The 22,443-nt window shown below is 57.1% G+C and carries 21 protein-coding genes and 3 pseudogenes; 8 read left to right on the top strand and 16 right to left on the bottom strand.

The features are described from left to right. Positions 1-29 precede the first annotated feature (29 nt). The gene (locus MEB48_RS02560; RefSeq protein WP_237881565.1) at positions 30-1,892 is read right to left on the bottom strand and encodes an ABC transporter ATP-binding protein; all 1,863 of its coding nucleotides are present in this window, start codon (positions 1,890-1,892) and stop codon (positions 30-32) included. 204 nt (positions 1,893-2,096) lie between these two features. Continuing rightward, complete coding sequence (locus MEB48_RS02555) at positions 2,097-3,485, bottom strand: amino acid permease (RefSeq protein WP_330932684.1); 1,389 nt, start codon at positions 3,483-3,485, stop codon at positions 2,097-2,099. A gap of 269 nt (positions 3,486-3,754) precedes the next feature. Between MEB48_RS02555 and MEB48_RS02550 the strand changes: the two genes are divergently transcribed. From MEB48_RS02550 to MEB48_RS02540, 3 genes and pseudogenes are all read left to right on the top strand, one after another. Beyond that, a complete protein-coding gene (locus tag MEB48_RS02550) occupies positions 3,755-4,213 on the top strand; it encodes an Lrp/AsnC family transcriptional regulator (protein ID WP_237881563.1) in 459 nt (152 codons plus the stop codon). Positions 4,214-4,383: 170 nt separating this feature from the next. After that, entirely contained in the window at positions 4,384-5,283 is a 900-nt protein-coding gene (locus MEB48_RS02545) for a DMT family transporter (RefSeq protein WP_237881561.1), read from the top strand. Positions 5,284-5,538: 255 nt separating this feature from the next. Beyond that, positions 5,539-6,011 (top strand): annotated as a pseudogene (locus tag MEB48_RS02540) (AAA family ATPase). 945 nt (positions 6,012-6,956) lie between these two features. On the opposite strand, the gene MEB48_RS02535 reads toward MEB48_RS02540, so the two are convergent. The 4 genes from MEB48_RS02535 to MEB48_RS02520 all read right to left on the bottom strand — a co-directional run bounded on the left by MEB48_RS02535 (position 6,957) and on the right by MEB48_RS02520 (position 9,350). Next, complete coding sequence (locus MEB48_RS02535; protein WP_237881559.1) at positions 6,957-7,391, bottom strand: hypothetical protein; 435 nt, start codon at positions 7,389-7,391, stop codon at positions 6,957-6,959. A gap of 296 nt (positions 7,392-7,687) precedes the next feature. Beyond that, positions 7,688-8,197: a hypothetical protein gene (locus tag MEB48_RS02530; RefSeq protein WP_237881557.1), complete on the bottom strand. Its 510-nt coding sequence runs from the start codon at positions 8,195-8,197 to the stop codon at positions 7,688-7,690. Between the two features lie 160 nt (positions 8,198-8,357). Continuing rightward, positions 8,358-8,555 (bottom strand): hypothetical protein, encoded by a 198-nt coding sequence (locus MEB48_RS02525; protein ID WP_237881555.1) that lies wholly within the window; start codon positions 8,553-8,555, stop codon positions 8,358-8,360. Between the two features lie 132 nt (positions 8,556-8,687). Next, positions 8,688-9,350 carry an NADPH-dependent F420 reductase gene (locus tag MEB48_RS02520; RefSeq protein WP_237881553.1) on the bottom strand — a complete coding sequence of 221 codons (663 nt, stop codon included), beginning with the start codon at positions 9,348-9,350 and terminating at the stop codon, positions 8,688-8,690. Between the two features lie 100 nt (positions 9,351-9,450). Between MEB48_RS02520 and MEB48_RS02515 the strand changes: the two genes are divergently transcribed. Beyond that, complete coding sequence (locus MEB48_RS02515) at positions 9,451-10,347, top strand: LysR family transcriptional regulator (RefSeq protein WP_237881551.1); 897 nt, start codon at positions 9,451-9,453, stop codon at positions 10,345-10,347. Between the two features lie 241 nt (positions 10,348-10,588). On the opposite strand, the gene MEB48_RS02510 is transcribed toward MEB48_RS02515, so the two are convergent. Then, a complete protein-coding gene (locus MEB48_RS02510; RefSeq protein ID WP_237881549.1) occupies positions 10,589-13,021 on the bottom strand; it encodes an SAM-dependent methyltransferase in 2,433 nt (810 codons plus the stop codon). A 2-nt stretch (positions 13,022-13,023) separates the two neighbouring features. Continuing rightward, on the bottom strand, positions 13,024-13,767 hold the full coding sequence (locus MEB48_RS02505) for a protein-L-isoaspartate(D-aspartate) O-methyltransferase (RefSeq protein ID WP_237881547.1): 744 nt from the start codon (positions 13,765-13,767) through the stop codon (positions 13,024-13,026). Between the two features lie 184 nt (positions 13,768-13,951). Here MEB48_RS02505 and MEB48_RS02500 point away from each other — a divergent pair, with 184 nt between their 5' ends. From MEB48_RS02500 to MEB48_RS02485, 4 genes are all read left to right on the top strand, one after another. Continuing rightward, positions 13,952-14,788, top strand: a complete 837-nt coding sequence (locus tag MEB48_RS02500) for an AraC family transcriptional regulator (protein WP_237881545.1) — start codon at positions 13,952-13,954, stop codon at positions 14,786-14,788. 107 nt (positions 14,789-14,895) lie between these two features. Continuing rightward, positions 14,896-15,492 (top strand): LysE family translocator, encoded by a 597-nt coding sequence (locus MEB48_RS02495; protein ID WP_237881543.1) that lies wholly within the window; start codon positions 14,896-14,898, stop codon positions 15,490-15,492. A gap of 246 nt (positions 15,493-15,738) precedes the next feature. Beyond that, a complete protein-coding gene (locus tag MEB48_RS02490) occupies positions 15,739-15,999 on the top strand; it encodes a hypothetical protein (protein WP_237881541.1) in 261 nt (86 codons plus the stop codon). Positions 16,000-16,070: 71 nt separating this feature from the next. Continuing rightward, the gene (locus tag MEB48_RS02485) at positions 16,071-16,310 is read left to right on the top strand and encodes a hypothetical protein (RefSeq protein ID WP_237881539.1); all 240 of its coding nucleotides are present in this window, start codon (positions 16,071-16,073) and stop codon (positions 16,308-16,310) included. Positions 16,311-16,466: 156 nt separating this feature from the next. On the opposite strand, the gene MEB48_RS02480 is transcribed toward MEB48_RS02485, so the two are convergent. From MEB48_RS02480 to MEB48_RS02445, 8 genes and pseudogenes are all read right to left on the bottom strand, one after another. Next, on the bottom strand, positions 16,467-17,309 hold the full coding sequence (locus MEB48_RS02480; RefSeq protein ID WP_237881538.1) for a lipopolysaccharide kinase InaA family protein: 843 nt from the start codon (positions 17,307-17,309) through the stop codon (positions 16,467-16,469). Beyond that, positions 17,296-17,481 (bottom strand): hypothetical protein, encoded by a 186-nt coding sequence (locus MEB48_RS02475; protein ID WP_237881536.1) that lies wholly within the window; start codon positions 17,479-17,481, stop codon positions 17,296-17,298. The genes MEB48_RS02480 and MEB48_RS02475 overlap by 14 nt, the downstream gene beginning before the upstream one ends. 43 nt (positions 17,482-17,524) lie before the next feature. After that, positions 17,525-17,968: a PRC-barrel domain-containing protein gene (locus tag MEB48_RS02470; RefSeq protein WP_237881534.1), complete on the bottom strand. Its 444-nt coding sequence runs from the start codon at positions 17,966-17,968 to the stop codon at positions 17,525-17,527. A 462-nt stretch (positions 17,969-18,430) separates the two neighbouring features. Continuing rightward, a pseudogene (locus MEB48_RS02465) lies at positions 18,431-18,887 on the bottom strand (monooxygenase); the annotation flags it as partial. A gap of 134 nt (positions 18,888-19,021) precedes the next feature. After that, on the bottom strand, positions 19,022-20,392 hold the full coding sequence (locus MEB48_RS02460) for an OprD family porin (RefSeq protein WP_237881995.1): 1,371 nt from the start codon (positions 20,390-20,392) through the stop codon (positions 19,022-19,024). A 16-nt stretch (positions 20,393-20,408) separates the two neighbouring features. Beyond that, a pseudogene (locus MEB48_RS02455) lies at positions 20,409-20,492 on the bottom strand (LysR family transcriptional regulator); the annotation flags it as partial. Positions 20,493-20,557: 65 nt separating this feature from the next. Continuing rightward, positions 20,558-21,562, bottom strand: coding sequence for an MBL fold metallo-hydrolase (locus tag MEB48_RS02450; protein ID WP_442969051.1), 1,005 nt, complete (start codon positions 21,560-21,562; stop codon positions 20,558-20,560). A 71-nt stretch (positions 21,563-21,633) separates the two neighbouring features. Continuing rightward, the gene (locus MEB48_RS02445; RefSeq protein ID WP_237881532.1) at positions 21,634-22,287 is read right to left on the bottom strand and encodes a hydrolase; all 654 of its coding nucleotides are present in this window, start codon (positions 22,285-22,287) and stop codon (positions 21,634-21,636) included. Positions 22,288-22,443 lie beyond the last annotated feature (156 nt).

Genomic DNA, 22,443 nt, shown 5'->3' with positions numbered 1-22,443 from the left:
GGCTGATTTCTGCCGGTCACCACCGGTAGCTATAAACCGAAGACGGACGCCTCAGCCACTCCCTCGTCCTCGCCCAGAAACCCACCGCTCTGATGGTGCCACAGCCGCGCGTAGGTGCCGTTTTTGCGTAGCAGCTCGGTATGAGTACCTTGTTCGATGATGCGTCCTTCATCCATGACAATCAGCCGATCCATGGCCGCGATCGTTGACAACCGATGGGCGATTGCGATGACGGTCTTGCCCTCCATCATTTCATCGAGGCTTTCCTGGATGGCGACTTCGACTTCCGAATCCAGGGCGCTGGTGGCCTCGTCAAGTAACAGGATCGGGGCGTTCTTGAGCATCACCCGTGCGATAGCAATGCGCTGGCGCTGGCCACCCGAGAGCTTGATGCCGCGCTCACCCACCAGGGTGTCATAGCCGGTATGGCCTTGCCGGTCACTCAGTTGACTGATGAAACCATCGGCCTGGGCGTTGGCTGCAGCCCTGTGGATCTGCGCGTCGGTCGCGTCCGGGCGGCCGTAGGCGATGTTGTCGCGAATGGAACGGTGCAGCAGGGAGGTATCCTGAGTGACCATGCCGATGGCGCTGCGCAGGCTGTCTTGCGTCACCTGAGCGATGTTTTGACCATCGATACGAATCTCACCGCTGTCCAAGTCGTAGAAACGGAGCAGCAGGTTGATCAGCGTGGATTTGCCGGCTCCGGAACGGCCGACCAGGCCGATTTTTTCGCCCGGGCGAATGTTCAGGCTCAGACCATCGAGCACCTGGCGTTCACCGTTGTAGTTGAAATCGACATTGTCGAAGGTTACCGCGCCGCCAGCGGGCACCAGCACACCGGCGTTCGGCGCATCCTGCACCTTGGGACCACGGGTCAAAGTCTCCATGCCATCCTGCACAGTGCCGATGTTTTCGAACAGCGAGGTCATTTGCCACATGATCCAATGCGACATGCCATTGATACGCAACGCCATGGCGATAATCGCCGCGACGGCCCCCGTGCCGACTTCGCCCTGGTGCCACAGCCACAGGGCATAGCCGCCGGCTCCAATAATCAGCGCGACCACCAGCGCCTGGTTGACGATTTCGAACTGGCTGACCAGGCGCATCTGGCGAAAGCCGGTCAGTTTGAAATCCTCCATCGCCGCGCGCGCGAAGTGTGCCTCGCGTTTGGAGTGCGAGAACAGCTTCACGGTGGTGATGTTGGTGTAGGCGTCCGAGATGCGCCCGGTCATCGACGACCGCGCATGGGCCTGTTCCTGCCCGACTTGCCCAAGGCGCGGCACAAAGTACAACATGGCCAGGCCAAACAGAGCGATCCAGGCTATAAAAGGCAGCATCAGTTTCAGGGCGAAGCCGCCGGCCAGAGCGATGATCGCGATGAAATAAACCCCGATCCCGGGTGCGATTTCGATAACGGTGAACAGGACCTCGCGCACCGCGAGTGCGGTCTGCATCACCTTGGTCGTAACCCGGCCGGAGAACTCATCAGAGAAGAATGAAAGGCTTTGCCGCAGCATCAGGCGATGGAAATCCCAGCGCAGCCGCAGCGGCAGATTGATCGCCAATATCTGGTGCTGCACCATGGTGCGTAGCGCTACCAGCCCGATGCTGGTGATCAGTACGATGCCGATACCCCACAGCACTCGACTTTCCTGCGCCTGCGCATTGCCGCCAGCCTGCCAGGTGGAGAGCAGGTCCACGACCTGCCCAAGAAAGGAAAACAACCATGCTTCGTAAATCGACACACTGGCACTGAGCAGCGCAAACGCAAGAATGTAGCCCCGGGCGCCTCGGGTGCAGGCCCACAGGAACCGCACCAGGCCGACAGGTGGCGGCGGTGCTTCATCGGGTGGAAAAGGGTCGAGTCTTCGTTCAAATACACGAAGCATTGTGGCCTCCGAAAGGATCAAGTTAAGGCAATTCTGCCATTTAACAATTGCTTTGAGGCTTTTGCAGGTCAGGTGGGGCGGGCGGCATAAATAAAGTGAAGGTTGACAGGCGAGTGCAATCAGGTGCGCAACTGGAATCAGTTTCGCACCTGAAAACTATTGGAGGTCAATTGACACTCCAAAGAGACCTGACGAAATTCCGGATTAATGCAACAACGAGCGGCGCCTCGCATAGGCGAAGTAGATCACCAGGCCAATTGCCAACCACGCCCCAAATACCAGCCAGGTTGTCTGCTTGAGGAAGGTCATCAAGGTTACGCAGAACGCGATGGCGAGCAACGGAACAACGGGCACGCCCGGGCATCTGAATGCGCGAGGGAGATCGGGTCGGGTCTTGCGCAATACGATCACTGCCACCGAGATCAGACAGAATGCGGCCAACGTACCGATATTGATCAGCTCGGCGAGGACGTTCAGCGGAATCAGTGCCGAGATCAGCCCAAAGACTATTCCGACCATCCAGGTGGCGAAAAATGGTGTGCCGAATCGTGGATGAACCCTGGAAAGGCGCTGGGGAAGCAGTCCGTCGCGCGACATCGCGTAGATGATCCTGGTTTGACCGTACGCCATCACCAGAATGACCGTCGTCATACCGACGATTGCGCCTAAATCAACGAACCCGGCAACCCAGCTTTCACCAGCATATTGCAACGCCAATGAGACCGGATGATCAACGCCAAGGAATTGGGCATAGGGCACGATGCCGGTCATGATCATTGAAACGGCAACGTACAACACCGCACAAACGGCCAAGGAACCGATAATGCCGATGGGGAGGTCACGCGCCGGTTTTTTCACTTCTTCGGCGGCAGAGGAAACCGCATCGAAACCAATAAAAGCAAAAAAAACCAGGGCCGCGGCACTCAAAATGCCTTCGCCACCGAAGGGCGCGAAAGGTTGCCAGTTAGCCGGCTGAACATGTCGCGCACCCACGGCGATAAAGAGCAGCACCACGGCGATCTTGATGATCACCATCACGTTGTTTACGCGCGCGGATTCCTTGATGCCCATGGACAGCATCCAGGTAATTGCCAGCATAATCACCAGCGCGGGCAGGTTGAACCAGGTTTCCACACCGGGCAAAGAGCCTGGAGCCGCCGTAAGCACAACCGGAAGATTCAGCCCAAATCCGCTTAGCAGGGACTGGAAGTAACCCGACCACCCAACAGACACGGCCGAACTGGCCAGTCCGTATTCGAGCATCAGATCCCAGCCGATCATCCAGGCCACCAACTCTCCCAGCGTCGCGTAGCTGTAGGTGTAAATCGAGCCTGCTACCGGTACAGATGAGGCGAACTCGGCATAACAGAGCGCTGCAAATGCACAGGCCAACGCCGCTAACAGGAATGACACCGTGAGGGCCGGTCCCGCAGTCAAAGCGCCGGTTCCGGTCAATACAAAGATGCCCGTCCCCACGATTGCACCGATACCAATCAGGACCAGATCCATCGGCCCCAGCACTTTTCTCAACCCGGCAGGAGCTCGGGCAGCAGCCATCATTGCGTCCAGGTCTTTTGTTCTGAAAATGCTCAATATTGCCTCCGTTGTTACTTGTTTTTATTGTCAGAGCCAGTGGCTTGGGTGTCGGAAATGACAAGAAATTGTATTTCAGCGCCTTGAAAATTAGCTTTCGAAACGGATCTGTATTTAATTATTTTCAGACGTTAATTATCCAAAACGTATTCTTTATGTAATTTCCTTTCTAATAGTTGTCGTCTCTGGAAATGGATGCTTGATCAAGGACCTGCGGGATGGGACCCCATCGCCCCTACCGCGTACTGATTGTTAAAGGGAGAGAACACATGGCGGAAATGGATAAGGTTGATCGTTCAATTCTGGAAATTCTGCAAATGAATGGTCGCCTGACGAACGCCGAGATCGCCGCTCGTGTCTGCCTGTCAGCGCCAGCCTGCTGGAAGCGACTCAAGCGCCTGGAAGAGGAGGTGATCGTCGGGTATCACGCGCACTTGAATCCAAAGACCATGGGGCTGGGACTTTTTGCTTTCATCAGCGTCACCCTCGATAGTCACTCCGAGGACGCCATGGAGCATTTCGAAGCGGGCGTTCTGGCGCTGCCCAACATTATTGCCTGTCACAAAATGTCGGGGAAATACGACTACCTCTTGCAGGTAGTCGTCAAAGACATGGAGGCATTCCATGAACTCGCCATGCATCGCATACGTACGCTCGGCAATATCAAGGAAATGTACACCGGGTTTTCGCTCAAGGAGATCAAGCACTGCAATACCTTGCCACTGTAAGTGCCGGGACTTGCCCCTTTCAGGACGAGTCAAGCATTATAAAAAGCCCCGCCAAGAAATCCTGAGCGGGACTTAATGAGATGGCCAGCCTGACCGGGAAGCCCAGCGAGTTTACGCTTGCAGGGCCGGCATTCTATCTAACGACAAAGCAACGACAGGGACCGTCATCAATGCAATCCAGTTTCAGCAAAGGCGTCATGTTTGCGCTCTCCGCCGCGGCACTGAACGCGACGATCGGTGTGCTTAGCAAAGTACTCATGAGTAATGGCTTCACTGCCAGCAGTGTGGCCGTCATCAAGACCCTGCTGGGTTGCCTGCTACTTTCGATCCTGTTGCTTTTCCTCAAGCGCCCGGCGTCTGCGGCCAAATGGACTCAGGCGGCAATCTGCGCCTTCCTTGGCATCTTCGTGCTGTTTCACTTCGAAACGTCCGCCTATCGGCATTACGCTGCGGCAGGTGTCGTGGTGGTGCTGATGGCCAGCGCCTCGATTTCCTCGATCATCCTGGGGCGCATTGTCCTCAAGGATGCCATTACCGCGAACGCGACCGTGGGTGCCGCATTGGCCATCGCCGGGATCGCGGTGATCTTTGGCGCCGACCTGCAACAGGGCTTTACCCTGCAAGGCGCTGCGCTTGCCTCCATGGCCGGCTGCGGTTATGGGGCCTTTTCGGTTGCCATGAAGCAGATGGGCGTATCCGGGGGGCTGCACTTCACCCGGCAATTGCTGTTTTTTGGCAGCCTGTACCTGCTGATGCCGGCTGCGGCCGATGGTTTCGTGATCGGCGAGCTGTCGCCATTGGCGATCGCCGCACTGCTGGCGCTGGCCGCGCTGCCGACCATTCTCGGCTTCTTTTGCACCACCAAGGCCATCGAATATCTCAAGCCATCCCAAGTGCAGGCGCTGGAACTGACCGAGCCGCTGTTCGCCGCGCTGCTGGCGTTTGTGGTGCTCCATGAAGTACCGCGCGAAAGCCTGTTCGCGGGGGCGGCACTGATCATCGTCGGGCTGTGTTTCTCCAATGAGCTGATCCGCTTGGGCAGTAAAGCCCCGGCCCCGACGACTGAGTGAGCGATTGACGGGGCCTTTGTTGGCGTATTGAGTCTGCCCGACAAGCTTTCCCTTGATCCAAAGCTGATGGCTGTATCTAGCAATAGTGTTCATGGCTCGTCCTCCACATTGAGGGGAGGACGAGGGTGGATCAGTCACAATGGCTGGTGGTCGCTATCCGACTCAAAGCTGACGCTGAATAACTTACAGTTGCGCCGACGCGTTCGATAAGCATCATCAGAATTCGACATATGGAAGCGTCCCGTGCCAAAACCAATGCTTCATTTAATGTCTGGCAAAATTGCATCCGGCAAATCAACGCTGGCTCGGTCTCTGGCGGCCGAGCAGTGGCGATTTTGCTTAGTGAAGATTATTGGCTCTCACGGCTCTATCCGGACCAAATCAAGTCAGTGGCCGATTACGTGAGGCTTGCGCATCAGATTTGGGAAGTTGTGGGCCCGCTTGTCACCGATGTGCTAAATGCCGGTGTAAGCGTGGTTCTGGATTTTCCTGCCAATACGCCTGAGGACCGCCAATGGTTGCGCGGCTTGGCTGACGCAGTCGAAGTTTCCCACTGCGTCCACTACATCGAGGTGGACTATGATACTTGCCGAGGCCGGTTGCATCTTCGCAATGGCCGCGCAGAGCATGAGTTTGCAGCAACCGACGCTGAGTTCGATTTGATCACAAGCTACTTTCGGACACCCGAGGAGCAGGAGGGGCTCCAGATTAAAATTCACCGTCTCTGACGGCCAGTAATCGCCAAGATAATGAGGTATCTGGAAGGTCTGCTGTTGGCCGCTTTTTGCCTGTCGCGAAGGACGGCAACCGACCCTTTACGGCCATTCACAGCTGGCAGGTACCTGCCACGTTCCATGAGCGACTGGCCCTGTTGCGCGAACTATAGAGTGGTCAGGGCGAGCACGCCCAACACCGGCCAGATAGACGAATGCAATCGCACTGACGACAGGGTTGGAAAGCATTACTCACCACGTGTGGGGAGAGTCCATATACGACTTGTTAGCCGCTTTAGAACCACCTGAAACCGACAAACCAGGGAATCAAAGCCCTGCCTTTATGTCCTTTATACTCCGATTCACTATCAAGCTGTCTTCGACAATAAAACAAGCTGATACTGGTTGGGATAAATAACAAGCTAAATAACCATTGAAACGCATCTGTTGATTTCAAGGTGATCGCCACAAGTAAGTTAATTAGAGCTATGCCAATAATGAATAAATTATATCTAATATGTCGACGCTTCATTGAAGCAAAGCTTTCCCAATCATAAATCAGCCAGTCGTGGGAAAAGTCGTCGCATTTAGGACACCTAAGGCTTGGCGGAAGCTTGTCTGCGATATAACCACAGCTAGGGCATCGAACTTTCATGGCGCTATCCTGACACTCTCTCATTAGGTGGACATGCCATGTCGCGTTTCTTGTCGCAGTAAGCGCGAGATCTATCGAAGGGTGACGCAACAGGGGTGACAGCAAACCCGACTAGGTAAAGAGGGTAGCAGGACGGCATCTATTTGCCACTAGTCTATCCACCGACTGCTTTTGGCCGACAGCTGTCTGTCGGGAAGGACAGCAATCGACCCATTGCAGACATTCATAACGATTAAGCTCACAGGCGAACAAAAGCGCAGCTATTGCGAATCCGATGAGCGAAGCGAACGGCCTTGAACCGTTTGTTAGGTTGCGATTCGTTGGAAACCACGCCAGCCCAAATAGATGAGGGGCAGCCAAAGCAGTACACCAAGGCTCAGGATCAACAAGAACGGACGCAGTTCAAACTCAGAAGCGGCGTACACCGCAAACATTGGTACAAACACGACCTGATAGGGAAGATTAAGTACAACTTTTGCGACCGGCCAAGCAAAAAAACCTCGGCATTCCACGTAGGGCAGCAAAGCGTTTGTTCGATAGCACCCATGCTCAAGACGGCCCACTTCCTCGAAGGTTGGCAGCAGCACAAGGGCCACAAAGGCGCCGACAAGTGTTGCCAGATATGCAAGGCACGCGATAAGAAGGATCTGGCGCATTCGAAACCTAACGGGAGTCACGTCCTGGCCCGTTGGTTCAGGGATTTCTCGTCCTTGCCGATCGGGAGGATTTTTATCTGACATGACCTTCTTCTTAAGAATATTTGCCTTATCTCCGCGGCATGGGCACATCGCTCCTACAGCGCTGTGTCTGGCCAGTGTCCGCTTCTGGCCCAGGCTGTGTAAAAACGTTTTAGAGCAGGTTTGAAGGTTCGAATCGGAACGAAAACCGCATTCCTACGCAAATTTCAGGACCACTGATCTGCCAATCAATGTCAGATTTTACGTAGCGACGCAGACTTCAAAACTGGGACTGCGTTTTTTACATTCTGGGCCATTTGCTGCCGGTCAAGAAGGCCAGCTTGCGACGTGCCTTTTTCCTATTGTGGCGCTTTCAGCTTAGTCGGGCGTTTAGGGCGAGGGCTGTAACGTTCTATCTCTCGAATGTACTCCCGCGCTTCGCGAAAATAGTAGCGCTTCAAATTAATTCGCACGTTCTGCCTTAGACGCCAATTACCGTATGCACCTGCGCAAAGAAAGAAAAAAAACAATGCCAGTTGGTTGGAGTCAGGTAAAAATATAGCCAGACAAATAAGCGCTACGATAATTAATTGATCAGACGTATTGAGCCACCCGCTGTCTGTTCCTCGCGTGCTCAGGGTGCGAAGCATCCACCTATACAGGGCGAAAATAAGTGCACTCAAGGAAAAGAACACGAACCCTATAATCCAGCTTCCTGGTATAGGCGCAAAACAGAATTTGACTCCAAAGCCAGCAAAAATAATGCTTGCGGCGAATACACCAAAAAGAGCATCCCACTGTTGATCGGCGTAGCGATACAGCCGTCTTTTGATCTCGACCCGGTGTATTTCGTGGTAGCGAGGGTTCATAGGCCTAACCTGGGCTAGCTAGCCGGAAAACAAAAACTGTGCCTTTGTTTGCCAAGTGTATGGTAGGTAGCGTTTTTGTCCAGGTTGTGCTCCCTATGCCGGAAGAGAGGGAGGGATGGCACCGCTTCTGTCCGAAAAAGAACGATAGTCAGGTCGGTGCTTACTTGGCGCTCTCCATCAACTTCCATGCAATGATTGTGATTATAGGAGACAGGATCACAAGTGCGCCTACGGTGCAGACCACTGCAAACCAATAGCTGCTTTTTCCGGTGAACCGGCCCAGCGTTATCACCCTGAGCACCCAATATCCGACTCGGTAGCAGATGACGCCGAACACAACCTCCAGCAGCATTTCCATGGCATCTCCTTGTGCTGACTTTGACCGAGTATGGCCTAGGTTGAGCAAAACAAGGTGCCGGCTATCGACCCAAAGCTGACGTTGTCCTCAGTCAGCTTCAAATCTTCTCTCGATCCAGTCGGTCGTGGGTATTCAGCGACGCCACGCTCCCTCGGGCAATTCGACCTGCCGCTGGGCCGCAGCCAATGCAACTGTCAACCCCTCTTTATCCAGCGGTACGCAGTAGGCGGGTTTGGCCCGTTCGAGTCGCCAGCTTTCATCAAGACTGCCCGCATCTACCGCGTCGAATCCAATCTCATCCAGCAACTTGATCACCAGCGCTTTCGCCGCCGGATCATCCGCAGCGATCGGCAGTGCGCGTCGGTCGGGCGCTGTTTTCGGGCGCGAGTCCTGCAGCAGGTCCTGGGCGAGGATTGCATTGAATACCTTGACCACGCTGGAGTGGGGCAGATGCTCGGCGAGCAGGCGGCTGGTGGTGGTTTCGAATCGGTCGAGAGCGGCAATGTGACCGTCGCGTTCCGGGTAGTAATTGTTGGCATCCAGCACGGTTTTGCCCTCTAGCCACGTGGCCGGCACGCTTCGGTAATGCTCAAGAGGAATGGCCACGAGCACGACTTCGCCAAATTGTGCTGCGTCCTCGACAGTACCGACCTGACTGCCAGGGATGCCACTGAGCACGCTGCTCATGGTCTGTGGCCCACGTGAATTGCTGAGCATCACCTCGTGTCCCGCAGCGATAACCAGTTGCGCCACTGCACGTCCGATGAAGCCTGCCCCAATAATGCCGATACGCATGTCCTTGCTCCGCTGGTTGGTAAGAAGAAACCATAATGATTGCCAACCAATGGCAGATAAATGATCATCGATTACTTAGTCTCGTTACCAGGAGTGTTGAATGATGGATCGCCTGACGAGCATGGGAGCGTTTGTGATGGCGGCGGAATCCGGCTCCTATGCCAGCGCCGCCGAGCGATTGGGCCTGTCGCCGCAGATGGTGGCCAAGCATGTTGCTGCGCTTGAGCAGCGGCTAGGTGCGCGGCTACTGAACCGTACCACCCGACGCCAGAGCCTGACTGAGTTGGGCAGCGCTTACTACGAACGTTGTAAGCACATTTTGAGCGAGGCTCAGGCTGCCGACTCCCTTGCGCAGATCATGAACGACACCCCGCGCGGCAAACTGAAAATCAGCGCTCCCGTAACGTTCGGCTCCTATAGCCTCATGCCCTTTGTGACGGAGTTTTTGCGTCAGCATCCGGAGGTCGAAATTGATCTGCATTTGACCGATCGCTTCGTCGATCTGGTGGAGGAGGGTTATGAAGTGACTTTCAGGATTGGCCCATTGACCGCGTCCAGTTTGACCGCCAGGCCGTTAGCGTCTTATCGGTTGGTAGCCTGTGCGGCACCGAGCTATCTGACCGACCGCGGAGTGCCGCAAGTACCGGAGGATCTGAAGAATCATGAGTGTCTGGGGTATGCCTATTGGTCCCGGCCGGCCGACCGCGAATGGATATTCTGCAAAGGTTCCGCAGTTGAACGGGTACAAGTCGTCAGTCGATTGCAGGTCAACGAGAGCAAAGCACTGCTGTCGGCAGCACTGGACGGGTTCGGGATTGTCCTTGGACCGGAAGACTTTCTTGAGCCCGCATTGCGCAGCGGCGGGTTAGTTCGACTGTTAGCTGACTACCAGGCACCGAGCCGACAAATGCATTTGCTCTATACGGCCAATCGTCAGAGAACAGCCAAACTCCGACGATTTATCGATGCTGCGCTCGCCCGCTTTGGTGCTCATTGAGCAGGCTTTTGAGTTGTCTCAGCCGCATTGACCTATGATTGATCTCGGTCGCAGGCTACTGCTTCATTGACTGTCCGCTTCTGGCCGTTTTCTGCCGGTCACCACAGGCAGCTTATGGAATGAAATCCACCTCTGGCGACTCGACTGCGTCGGCCAAAACCAATTGCTTGCGGCAAGCGGCGTTCCAACAGGCCATTCGTCTCAACAGGGTCTGTTGACGTTTCGCTCCGAACCGCCGCGATCAGGGAAACACGACCGCCGCCGCGAGATACAGCAGCAACGCCATCAGCAATACCACGGTGAAGCCCAGGTGGATCGCCAGCAGGGTCGCCAGCACGGCCGCCACCACCGATACGCTGGCGTTAACGCCCCAGGCGATCGGCACCAGTGCTTCGGCGCGTGCGGAGACGCGCTCGAGTCCGAGCGGAAACGGCATGCCCATGGCGAACGCCAGCGGCGCTACCAGCGCGGCGCAGATACCGAACCTGGCGAGGGTCTGCGCCGGCGCCAGCAGCTGGAACAACGGGGGCAGGGCGATCAGATAGAGCAGGGCGATCATGCAGATCGCCAGGACTGGCCGCGCGAGCGGATGACGAGGCCCTACACCCGTTCCAATATCCCCGCGCCACCGGCCGGAGTAATGGCTGCCGAGGCCAGCGAAGATCAGGAACGCGCTGAGCGTTACCGCCACCGAATACAACGGGTGGCTGAGGAAAAGGGTGAACTTCTGGATGAAGGCGATTTCCACGAACATGAAGGCGAAGCCGATGGCGGCGAAGTAGGCCACGACCCGAAGTTCGAACCTGGCCAACGCCGCATCCCGAGAGCGCCGCTGGCGCCGCCGCGCCACCCATAGCGGCGCCAGGATCAGCAGCACGGCGGCCACGCTGGCCTGCAGCAGCGTGGCGATCAGCACCGGATAGCCCCACTCCAGCATTGACAGGCCGCCCTGCGCCTTCAGTGCCAGCAGTTCCGGCAGCGAGCGCCACTTGAAGAAGTGGAAGAAATACGGCCGGTCATCCATGGTCGGACGCACGTCGAACTTGTAGCGTGCCAGGAACTCCGCGCGCTCGCCGGACAGCAGGGCCTGCGCCGCTTCGAAGAACCAGGGCCGGTCGAGCAGGTTGTAGCGGTTCGCCTCCGCCACGGTCATCCCGGGGTAGTAGGCCAGGTCGAAGGAGCGCGCCCGGCAGAACTCCCGCAGCACGGCGATGCTGGTGTCGTCGAAATCCCTGTTGCTGACCAGCAGCGTCGCAGTCTTCCAGCCGCGGATCATGACGATCCGGCGCGCCGCGCTGGCCTGCCCGTCGCGCTCGATGGCCGCGGCCGCGGTGGCCAGCAGCCTGGGAACATCGCGCGGCGGCAGGGTGACCCAGCGGGTAATGGCCAACAGGCCGCCGGGCGCAAGATGGCGCAGATACTCGGCGAAGGCTTCCACTGTATACAGGTAGTTCTCGGACAGCGCATGCAGGCCGCCCGAGGCGGTGCCGAAGGAGTCCAGCAGGGCGATCTGGATCAGGTCGTAAGGCTCTTCGCGCGAAGCCACCAGGCCGCGCGCCTCGCCGATCAGCACACGGACGTTGGGCACGCTGTACGGCTTGCCGGAGAAGTCGGCGAAGCGGTGCTGGACCAGATCGATCACCTGCGGGTTCAGTTCGATGGCATCCACCGCGCTGGCGCCGTGGTAGATCGCCTGCAGCACATCGGCGCCGGCGCCGCTGCCCAACACCAGCACGCGGGGTTGGCGCAGCAGGTGATAGGGCAGCGCCGAGGTCAGGTAGCCCAGATAGGCGAGCGGCTCGCGGCGCCCGTCATAGCGGTTCAGCACGGAAAGGCCGTCGCCGTCGGTGAAAATGGCCAGTTGTGCGGGCGGTTCCTGTGTCGCGTTGAGGCTTAGGCCCGGCGCGTGGCGCAGGGGAATGGTCGGGCTGTCGACGACCGTGAGCAGGCCCAGCGGACTCCAGGTCTGGGCGATTGCGCGCGCATCCTTGATACGCAGCGTCTGGCTCAGTTCCTTGTACTCGGAGGGCGACAGGGCGATCCAGCGTGCGGGCACGCCGGCCGGCACCGCGACCGCCGCCGCCAGCAGCAACGGCACGAGCCAGTGCCTATGCCCCGTGCAAGCCATGCTGGCCAGCGCCCCGGCGGCGATGCCGGTGCCGCCCAGCAGCCGCAGCGCATCGACGGGCGTCAGGGCGAACAGCGCGGCGACGATCGCCAGGCTGCCCACGCCGGCACCGAGAATGTCGAAGGCGTAGATCCGATGAATCTGTTCCTGATAGCAAGTGAAGGTCAGGCAGATGCACACCGCCGCGCAGAAAAACGGCACGAACAGCAGCAGGTAGACCATCAGCAGGCGCGCCGACTGCCGCGCGTCCCAGAGGATCTCGAGGGGATTGAATGGAACCTGCTGGGCCAGGCTGAAGCAGGCGATGGCGCTCAGCCCGAACAGCACCGCGCCGCCGATGAACACGCCGTGGAAGCGCGGCGCCAACACAGGCCGCGCCAGCGCTACGGCGGTGCCGGCAGCGCCATAGCCGAGCAGCGCGACGCTGATCATCATGTAGGCGAAATGGTGCCACTGGATGATCGAAAGCAGTCGCAGCAGCAGCACCTCATAGGCGATCGTGGAGGCAGACAGCAGCGCCAGGGCGAGCAATGGCGGCGAATGCATGCTCAACCGCCTTCGACCAGCGGCACGAAGCGCACAGGCAGCACCTGCCGGGTGGACACACTGCCGTCGCCGGCCTTCTCGATCAGCAGCAGGTACTGAATCATGAACGGCGCGCCGACCGGGATTACCATCCGTCCGCCGGCCTTGAGCTGGGCGATCAATGGCGGCGGCACATGGCTGGCGGCGGCAGTGACGAGGATGGCATCGTAAGGCCCGTGCTCAGGCCAGCCGTGGTAGCCATCGCCCAGTCGTGCCTGCACCTTCGCATAGCCCAGTCGGCCCAGGCGCTCCCCGGCCTGCACTGCCAGCGGCTCGATGATCTCCATCGTGTAGACCGCCTGCGCCAGCTCGGCGAGGATCGCCGCCTGGTAGCCCGAGCCAGTGCCAATCTCGAGTACCACATCCCCGGGCCCGACCTGCGTCAGGTCGGTCATCAGAGCGACGATGTAGGGCTGGGAGATAGTCTGTCCGTAGCCGATCGGCAGCGGGCGGTTCTCGTAGGCGTAGGACACCTCGCCGGGCGGGACGAACTTATGGCGTGGCACCTTGGCCATGGCGGCCATCACCGGCGCGGCAAACTCGCCCCTGCCGGTTTCGGTACGGGTGGCGGACGACAAGTTGGCGATCTCTCGCACCATGGCGTCGCGCAACGGCGCGAACGGGTCGTCGGCATGCAGGCCGGCGGATGCCAGCGCCAGAGCGATGGCAGGCGCCAGGATGCGCGTCAGGAGCATCACCGGCTTCACAATGACTCCTCCGTCTGAGGCATAGTCGAATCGTATGGCCGGCGGGCTGGCTCGGCAAGCCTGGGTGCTGGCGCATCCACCCACAATCAACCTGCACAAATCTTCTAAACGTTCTTTTCCATTGCGCGGTAATTTAGTCATCCGCACAGATCAACGCTGAATCATTACCCCTATGGAGCCTTCCGTGGATAGACGCAACTGGATTGAGCTGTCCCAGGACGCCGATACCGGTATTGAATCGATTCGTGCTCATTTTCAGGGACATGCCTACGATCCGCATTGGCATGACAGTTTTCTGGTGGGGGTTACCGAGCAGGGGGTGCAGCAGTTCAATTGCCGGCGCGTTCGCCACCTCAGTACGCCGGGCAAGGTATTCATGCTGGAGCCGGGTGAAATCCACGATGGGCATGCGCCGACCGAGGAGGGGTTTACCTACTCCATGCTCTACCTCGATCCGCACTGGCTGGAGCGGGAGTTGCACGCGTTGTTCGAGCACGCGCCGACCAACAGTCAGCCGGGTTTTGCCGACACCCTGAGCCAGGACCCGAGCCTGGCCACTGCCATTTTCCAAGCCTTCCGCGCGCTCCATGAGGGCGACTTGCGCATTGTGCGCCAGAGCGCCATCGACACCTTGTTGGGAGCGCTCACTTGCCACCTTGATTGGCGCAAGCGTTGGGCCTTTGATCCGCGCCTGCCATTGGTGGCCCAGGTTGCGCGTGACTATTTGCATGCTCATGTCTATGAAGACATCGGGCTGGATGATCTGGCCCAAGCCTGCGGTATTGATCGCTTTCGTCTGACGCGGGCCTTCAAGGCAGCTTTTGGGCTGGCGCCTCATGCTTATTTGATCCAGCTGCGCCTGTCCAAGGCGCGACAGCTGCTGGCGCGGGGCGAGTCGCCGGCGCAGGTGGCCAGTGTTCTCGGATTTGCCGATCAAAGCCATATGGGGCGCTGGTTCCGCCGTGCCTACCAGCTCACACCAGCAGATTACCGCAAGCGCTGCTCAAACCTTCCAGACTGAATCCCGCTGACCCGCGACCATGGTTTCCTATTGATCAAGGAGTCCATGCCATGTCTTTTTCGCAGTTCTTTTCTGCCCCTTCGACGCGCCTTCAGGAAGTTTGAACCATGGAATCATTACTGCCTTTCCTGTTGTTTGCGTTCGTTGCCTCGATTACCCCGGGGCCGACCAATATTCTGGTGTTGAGCCACAGTTCGCGGCTGGGGCTGGGTGCCACGCTGCCTGTTATTTTTGGCGCATGCGTGGCGGCGGCGCTGATTGTCTTTGCAGTCGGGCTCGGCATGGGCGAAACACTGCTGCGGTTTCCGCGTGTGCAGCAGGCGATGGCCTGGGCCGGGGTGCTCTGGTTGAGTTGGCTGGCCTGGCAAATCTTTCAAAGCGAGCCGCCGTCCCTGGACCTGACCACCTCTCGCGACGAGGGGCTCAGCGTGTTCGGTGCCGCCATCCTGCAGTTGGTCAACCCCAAGGTCTGGATGATGGCGATGGCGGTGGCGAGCGTATTTATCGGTAGCGGCGAAAAGACTATGCGGATGGTGGTGTTGTCGCTGGTGTTTCTGTTGGTCTCCTTGCCGTGCATGACCCTGTGGGCGTTGGTTGGCGTGGGGAGTGCCCGGGTTTTTGGTTCGCCACAGGCATTCAAACGCATGAACCATGCACTGGCTTTTTTGCTGCTGGTGTCAGCCTGGTTGACCGTGCTGGTGTAGGTCGAACATTGCTTGGGGGGCGAAGTAAGTCACAGATGGCCAGACTAAAGCGCAGAACCTGGACGATTCGTATTGGTTGGAAAGGGAAGGGGACGGAAGGAGCCACGCTCCTTCCGTCAGTTCGTACCGGATTTGCACTAGTCAGGTATTCATTCACTGGATTCCGACCTGTGGCGTTGAACGCCGGGTCATGCCAGGGCGGTAGAGGCGGGATCAACTACAGTTGATAGATGATTGGAGGTGCGTATGAGCATTACTGTCTGCGTCGTATGTGGCGATAACGCCGAAAAAGCTTATCCAGTAGGCAGTTTTGATGAGTTCAAATGTCTGAATTGTGGCTATTACTCAGTCGATCGGCAGTTGATTGACGAGATGGAGGCAGCGAGTCAGGTCTTTGATACCGAGCGTACGCAGCAATATTTGATGATTCACTCTCGGCCGGGCCAAGTGCCTGCGATTACGCGTGTCGAGACTACAAAGCATCAACTCATTGTAGAGAGCACGTGAAAAAGGTGGGGGGTGGTCAGGCTGCCCTATTTGTTGAGGGTCCGGCATAAAGCGGATCCAGGAGAATCGATATGGCTCATTGGGATTCATACGGCTACCCGGAGAACGATCCAAAAGTCTGGATCACGTTTGGCCCGCAAAAGGACGGTCCACCTTCGGTGGCCTTTATCGGACCAATTCAGCCAGAGGGCGATAGCCCGAAAGCCGTCGAGCACTACCAAGAGGTGGCGGGGCGCTGGACTGATGAGCTTGTAGCCCATGAAGAACTGGACAAAATGGCTCAAGCGATCATTGAGCAGAAACACCTTTAGCAATAGGTGAGGATGGGTCAGGCTGGTTGCCCGGCTGGCGCCAGTCTCGCTAACGGTGTGATCGGATTCGGTTACGCGGCATTAGCCATGATGGTGCGCCATGCTGCAGTGGCGTTGGTTGTCAAAGGCTCACGCCGGTACTGTCGCCCCGCGTATTCAGGAGATCTCCAACTCGCCTTCGAGAAAAATCTTGCGGCGTTTCTTATGGCTGAACTTGTTGTGCTTGCTCGCCGTGTAAATCCGCGCGAACGCAGCGCTATCGATTTCCACGCATTCACGCAGAAAGTCGGCGACTAAACCGTCGTACAACGCTTCGTCGATGAAATGCTTCATTTCTTTTTGATAGAGAAAACCCAACTGAAAACCCAAGGTTTCAGAGGCGAAATCCGATGGGCGGGTGAAAACATTCTCCATATCGATGACCCGCAGAGTACTCCACGGCTTTTCAGGCACCATGACATTCGCCACCCATAGGTCGAGGTGAATCAGACCACGCTTGCGCATGTCGACAATGAGGTTCATGCACCCTTTGATGAACTCGACCACCCGCTCAGGGTGCTTCTGCAACCATTGCAAACCATTCAAGTGTCCTTCGAGGAATTCTGTCAACAGCACGAACTCCTGGATAATGCCGAACCTCGCCTTGACCACCCCGAAGCCCACAATGCGGGCAGTCTCAACGCCACGTTCGGCGGCTATGATCGTGTTCAACAGCTCCTCGACAGGCCAGTCGAACCTGCCTGAGCGCTTTGGGCGTCCCAGCGCTATGCGTAATTTCTTCGGCAGTGTCGCGACACGTTGAACCTTCATGAAAAGCTTGCATTCGCCATGACCCACGAATTGTCTGGTGCGGTTGGGGCGGTCCAGATAATGCGGTTCTATCAAACTAGCGATGGAATCGAGGACCGCTACGCTCGGAGGGTACGAGAAATTCAAGGTCGCCTTAGCGATTTGATGGCAGAAAGGAAAAGCTGATTTGACGGTTTTAAGCGATTGCACAGGACATCCGGGCTTCTTTTGAAGCGGCGCATAGGGCTAAAAAATCGGCAATTGTATCAAGATTTTTATCTAGAGTAATCTCGGGTGAACCCTTTTTCATCGCAATGCGCGCCTTGGGGTTTGGCACCCCCAACGACCAGCCTTGATATATCGTTGTTTGCTCGGCGCGCATCACGCTTCTTTCGGATATTGACAGTTAGCTTTTGTCGATATTTTTATCTCCGGAGAGTGTCGTAATCGAAGGGTTCAGTTCCATAGAAAGAATGGATTTCTGTTGCCCAAGACTCATCGGCCATATTAGGCCAATTGTCCTTGTCAAAACCAGGTGCATTTTCCAAGCGTTCTTTTTCTACGTTTAGTATGAAACGCTTATTTACGGTGTCGAGTGTCAATGCATTCCAGGGTACCGCAAACAGTTTTTCTCCCATAGTAAGAAAGCCACCAAAGGATAGAACGGCATAACTCACTCTGCCGCTGCGAACATCCAGCATGATTTCCTTAATATCCCCCAAGTCTTCTTCATTATGGTTATAAACATCATTTCCAATCAGTGTGTTTGCCCCCATCAGATCGGGGCCAGGCCCCTGATCCTCGGAGTCAGCGTCTCGTATGAGGTTGGTTTTGTATATGCCATAGGTGTCGCGATCTTCGTAGTTCATTACTATCTCCTATCAGCAAGCGCCAATCAATCAGGATAGGTATCCACAGCTTTGATGGCTGTATGGGTGGGAGTCATCCCTTTCGAAAAAAGTTGAATTTTTTTTCTGCGTGACGACGAATGGTAAGTTGGAGCTGGAGATAGTTAATCGGCTTTTAATTAGTGCGCTATCCATGTGGGATGCTTGGTGTTTTTATTATGGATATTTATTAGGTCGATATTGTAGATGTCGGAATAAAGCGATTTCCTGTTGCGGCAGTTACGTGTGCAGCTTGCATGTGACTTCATAAATATGAGGATTAAGTTTTGGCCGCTACTAATAGTCTGTACGGTGCTGAGGGTTAGTAAACAGATGCCGACTTAAAGATGCGGTTGTTCCAGGCGCAAATTATTGATGGAAGGTTCCAGATTATCTGAGGGTTTATGGGCCAGCGAACATATGAGCACTTTGGAGCGTAGCGACGAGGCAAGGGCCAGAAGAGGCCGCGGTTCGCGCGTTGCGCCAGTGCCGATCGAGGGCCTTTGCGGTACTGGTGGCCGAGGCGCTGAGGGCGTTGAACAGGTCGCTGGTGGCGCGCAGCACCAAGTCGGCGATCACCACCTGGGCCTGGGCCGATCCCAGTTCAGCGGCGATGTTGGCCTCGCGCTCGGCGACTTCGTCATGGGCGAAGCGGCTTTCGTACGCCACCTGCAAGGCGGTCGCCGCGCGCAGGGTGGTGGCATGTGCGGCATAGACCTGCGCCGACGCCTTGCCCACCACTTGCTGCACCTGGACGTCCTGGCTGACGTGGCTGGCATTGCCGGTGCTGAAAATGCGTGCGCTTGCGCACTTCTTCCGTGATGTCTTGCACCGCGGCACGGCCGGCACCGGTCTGAACCGCCAACAGCACCAGTTGATAGAAGGCCGTCTGGTACTTGAAGCTGTAGTACCTCCACCAGGCTTTCGGAAAACGCGCCGCAGTTGACCGCGATAAACGGCGGGGCAGATAAGCAACCCCGTATCTCTTTCGGCACCTGTCCTGAAATTGGTTTACGGGATGCGCGCTCTGAAAGCTCAAAGCGATCCCAGCTTGAGCGGGTACTCGATAACGACATAAATCCGGTCGATGTCATCGCCGGCCTGAGCGTTATTGGCTCGATGCGTCACATGGGACAGCTGCACGGACAAGTCCTTCGCCCGGCCCGACTGCACGATGTAGCGCAGGTCTATATCGCGTTCCCAATGCCGGCCGCCATCCCCTTGTTGGGGTTGGTAATCGCCGGTGGCCGGGTCGAATGGGTTATACGCACCGCCCTTGGGTGCCTGGGTGCCATCGATGCCACGCCCCGTCACATAGCGGGTCATGAACTTCAAGCCGGGCAGGCCGAAATTGCCGAGGTCGAAGTCGTAGCGTACCTGCCAGGAGCGTTCATGGGGGCCGTTGAAATCGGCGTACTTGATCGAGTTGGCCAGGTAGATGGAATCACCGCCGACGAAGTCGAAGGGTGTGTCGCCGTTGATTTTCTGATAGGCGAGGGTGAACGCTTGGGCACCGGTGGTGTATTTGCCCGACAGGCTGTAAGCGGTGTTATCGATCGTCCCTGCCACGGCCTCGCCATAGTCCTGGGTGCGGTAAAGATTGCCATCGAGGAAAAAACCGGACTGTTTCAGGTGCAGGTTGGCGTAGTACTGACGCCAGGTGTCGCTCAGTTCCGAGGCATAAAGGGCACCGCCCACCGGGCGATCTTCGAACAGGTTGACCCCGATAAAATCGATGCCGCCCGTATCGGTGCTCACACCGTAGCCGGAGAAGTCGCCCTTGCGGGTGGACGCATCCTGATTCTTGAAAGCGGTGAAGTGACCGGCCAACAGATGCACATCATCGATTTCACGGCTGTCGATCCACAGGCCCGTGGCGTATTCCGGTTGCAGGCGTTTGTCCGCCGTGTCGAACACTGGGGTTTCCACGGTCATTTCACCGAATGCCAGGGTAGTGCGGGAGGCTCGCAGCTTCAGGGCTGCACCACCGCTGGAGTAGCTGTCTTCGCTGCGACCGTCATGATCCAGAGGTAACAATCCCGTCCCGGAATGTCCCTTGCCGCCGTCCAGTTTCAAGCCGAGAAATCCATGGGCATCGATACCCATTCCTATCATGCCGGGAGTGAACCCGGATTCGAACGAGGTGATAAAACCCTGAGCCCATTCCTGTTTGTAACTCTTGCCTGTCGGCGAGGGCGATCGATAGTCATTGTTGAGGTAGAAGTTTCGGCTGAGCACCTCAAGCGTCGACCCTGCCACCAAACCTTGTGTGGTTTGTACGGGCTCGGCGGCTATCGCGGTGCCGGCTGTGCTCGTGAGCAACATGCACAGCCAGAAGGGCATCAGGGGACCGGTCGCGTTGCCCGGGCCTTGAATTGCAATGAGGTCTTTGGATGCATAGATCATATTCACGCACTGGTCGTTAGTGACGGCGGCCGTCAAGGCTGAAGCGAACACCACCAAAGGCCAGGTTCTGCAACAGGCCACCGGCCATGGCGATGTTCTTTATTGATGTGCAGGACGGGAGTGGGGAACTCCCGCAGTGAAGTTGGCTTCAGTGCGGGGTTGTGATCACTGGATCAACGGGACATTTTTCGCTCGCTGGTAAGGGCCGTATTCGACGGGCACCCAGGCGAAGGCTTTTTCGCGATTGCTGATATGCCCGATACCAGGAAAGGGCAAGTGAGCACCGGCAACCCAGGTGCGGTCATGAGCGACCTGTTTGAACAGTTTTTCGCGCGTCTCGACGGCCTGTTTGCCCTGGACATCGAAGCCGATGCTCACTTCCGGATGCTGGAACTGCACGGCGAAACTGTGGACCAGGTCACCCATGAACAAAATGCTCTGGCCGTTGGAGCTGAACGTGTAGCCGCTGCTGCCGGGTGTGTGGCCGGGCAGGCTGACCGGGGTGACGCCAGGCACCAGCGACTGCTCGGGGGTGAAGGTTTTAAAGCGGTCGGCGGCGACATAGGGCGCCACCGATTTACGGGCAATCTCGAAGTAGCCACGGGCATCTGCAGGGGCTTTGTCCAGGTTTGCCTGGCTGAGCCAGTAATCGGCTTCCAGTTTGGCGGCATACACCGTGGCATTGGCGAACACGGGTTCACCCTTTGTGTTGATCAGGCCACAGACGTGATCGACATGCATATGGGTGAGCAGCACGGTATCCACTTGCTCGGGCTGGTAACCGGCAGCGCGGATATTGTCGGGCAGCCAGCCGGCGGTTTCACCGAAACAGGCACCGGCACCGGCATCCACCAGCACCAGGTTTTTGCCGGTGTTGATCAGGAATGCGTTGAACGCGGTCGGCATGCCTTGGGTAAAAATGAACTTGCGTTCGAGCATGGCGCGAATGTCTTTCTGTGAAAGACCTTTGAGCAGCGTTGGCCCGAGGTCGTTGTAGCCATCGAACAACGCGGTGACCTCATATTCACCCACAGCCAGGCGCTGATAGCCAGGGACTTGGGTTTGTACTTGCGACGGTGGCGCCGCCTGAACCTGACTGGCTGCAAGCGTGAGACCGAGGGTCATCAGTGAGCTCTTGAAGTAGGCGGGGAGGTGGTTGAGAAGGCTCATGGCTTGCTTCCTGGTTGCAATAAAAAAAGCGTGAGGAAACGGCTGCGCCTATGCGCAGCCGCTGTCGTCGCTTAATGGCCTTCAGAGGCGTTGAACATGGTTTTGGCGTAGATCAGGCCCAGGCCGTAGGCGCCGCCATTGGCGATCGAGGTCTTGACGGTTTCCTCGTAGGTTTCAGTACGAGCCCAGTCACGTTGCAACTCCAGCAGGTATTGCAACGCCGTCATCGGGCGCGCGCCGATCTGGATCATGCGTTGCACGGCCATTTCATGGGCTTCGATGGAGACATCGCCGCAGGCATCGGCGATGAAGTAGACCTCAAAGCCTTGGTCGATAGCTGACAGCGCCGGGCCGACGATGCACACAGAGGTCCACAGACCGGCGAGGACGATTTTCTGTTTGCCGAAGGCGTTCACTTCAACGGCGATGCGTTCGTCTTCCCAGGTGTTCATGCTGGTGCGGTCGATCACTTTGTGGTCCGGAAACACTGACTTGATTTCGTCGAAGATTGGGCCGGAGAAGCTTTTTTCGGCAACGGTGGTGAGGATGGTCGATACCTCGAAGCCCCGTGCGGCCTTGGCTACCAGCGCGGCGTTGTTGCGCAGGGTGACGGCATCGATCGACTTGGTCGCGAAGGACATTTGCGACTGATGGTCGATCATGATCAGGGTGTGGTCAGTTGGGGTAAGAAGGGTTTTGCCTGGAGCTGCTTTTGCGAGAGCCATGATGTTTTTCCTTACGTATTGACTGAGGGTTACTTGGGTTGCTCGACGACGTGTGCCGTTGATTGATGAAAAAAATCATCGAGTCTTTCGTGGCGATGGGCTGGAGGAGCCGTCGCCTCATTGGTCAAGTCGAGGAAATAGTCACGCATTCCCACC

The organism is Pseudomonas sp. PGPR40 (assembly GCF_022014505.1).
Classification (GTDB): Bacteria; Pseudomonadota; Gammaproteobacteria; order Pseudomonadales; family Pseudomonadaceae; genus Aquipseudomonas.
Note: the sequence above shows the minus strand (reverse complement) of the source record. Positions and strands in the feature narration are given on the sequence as shown.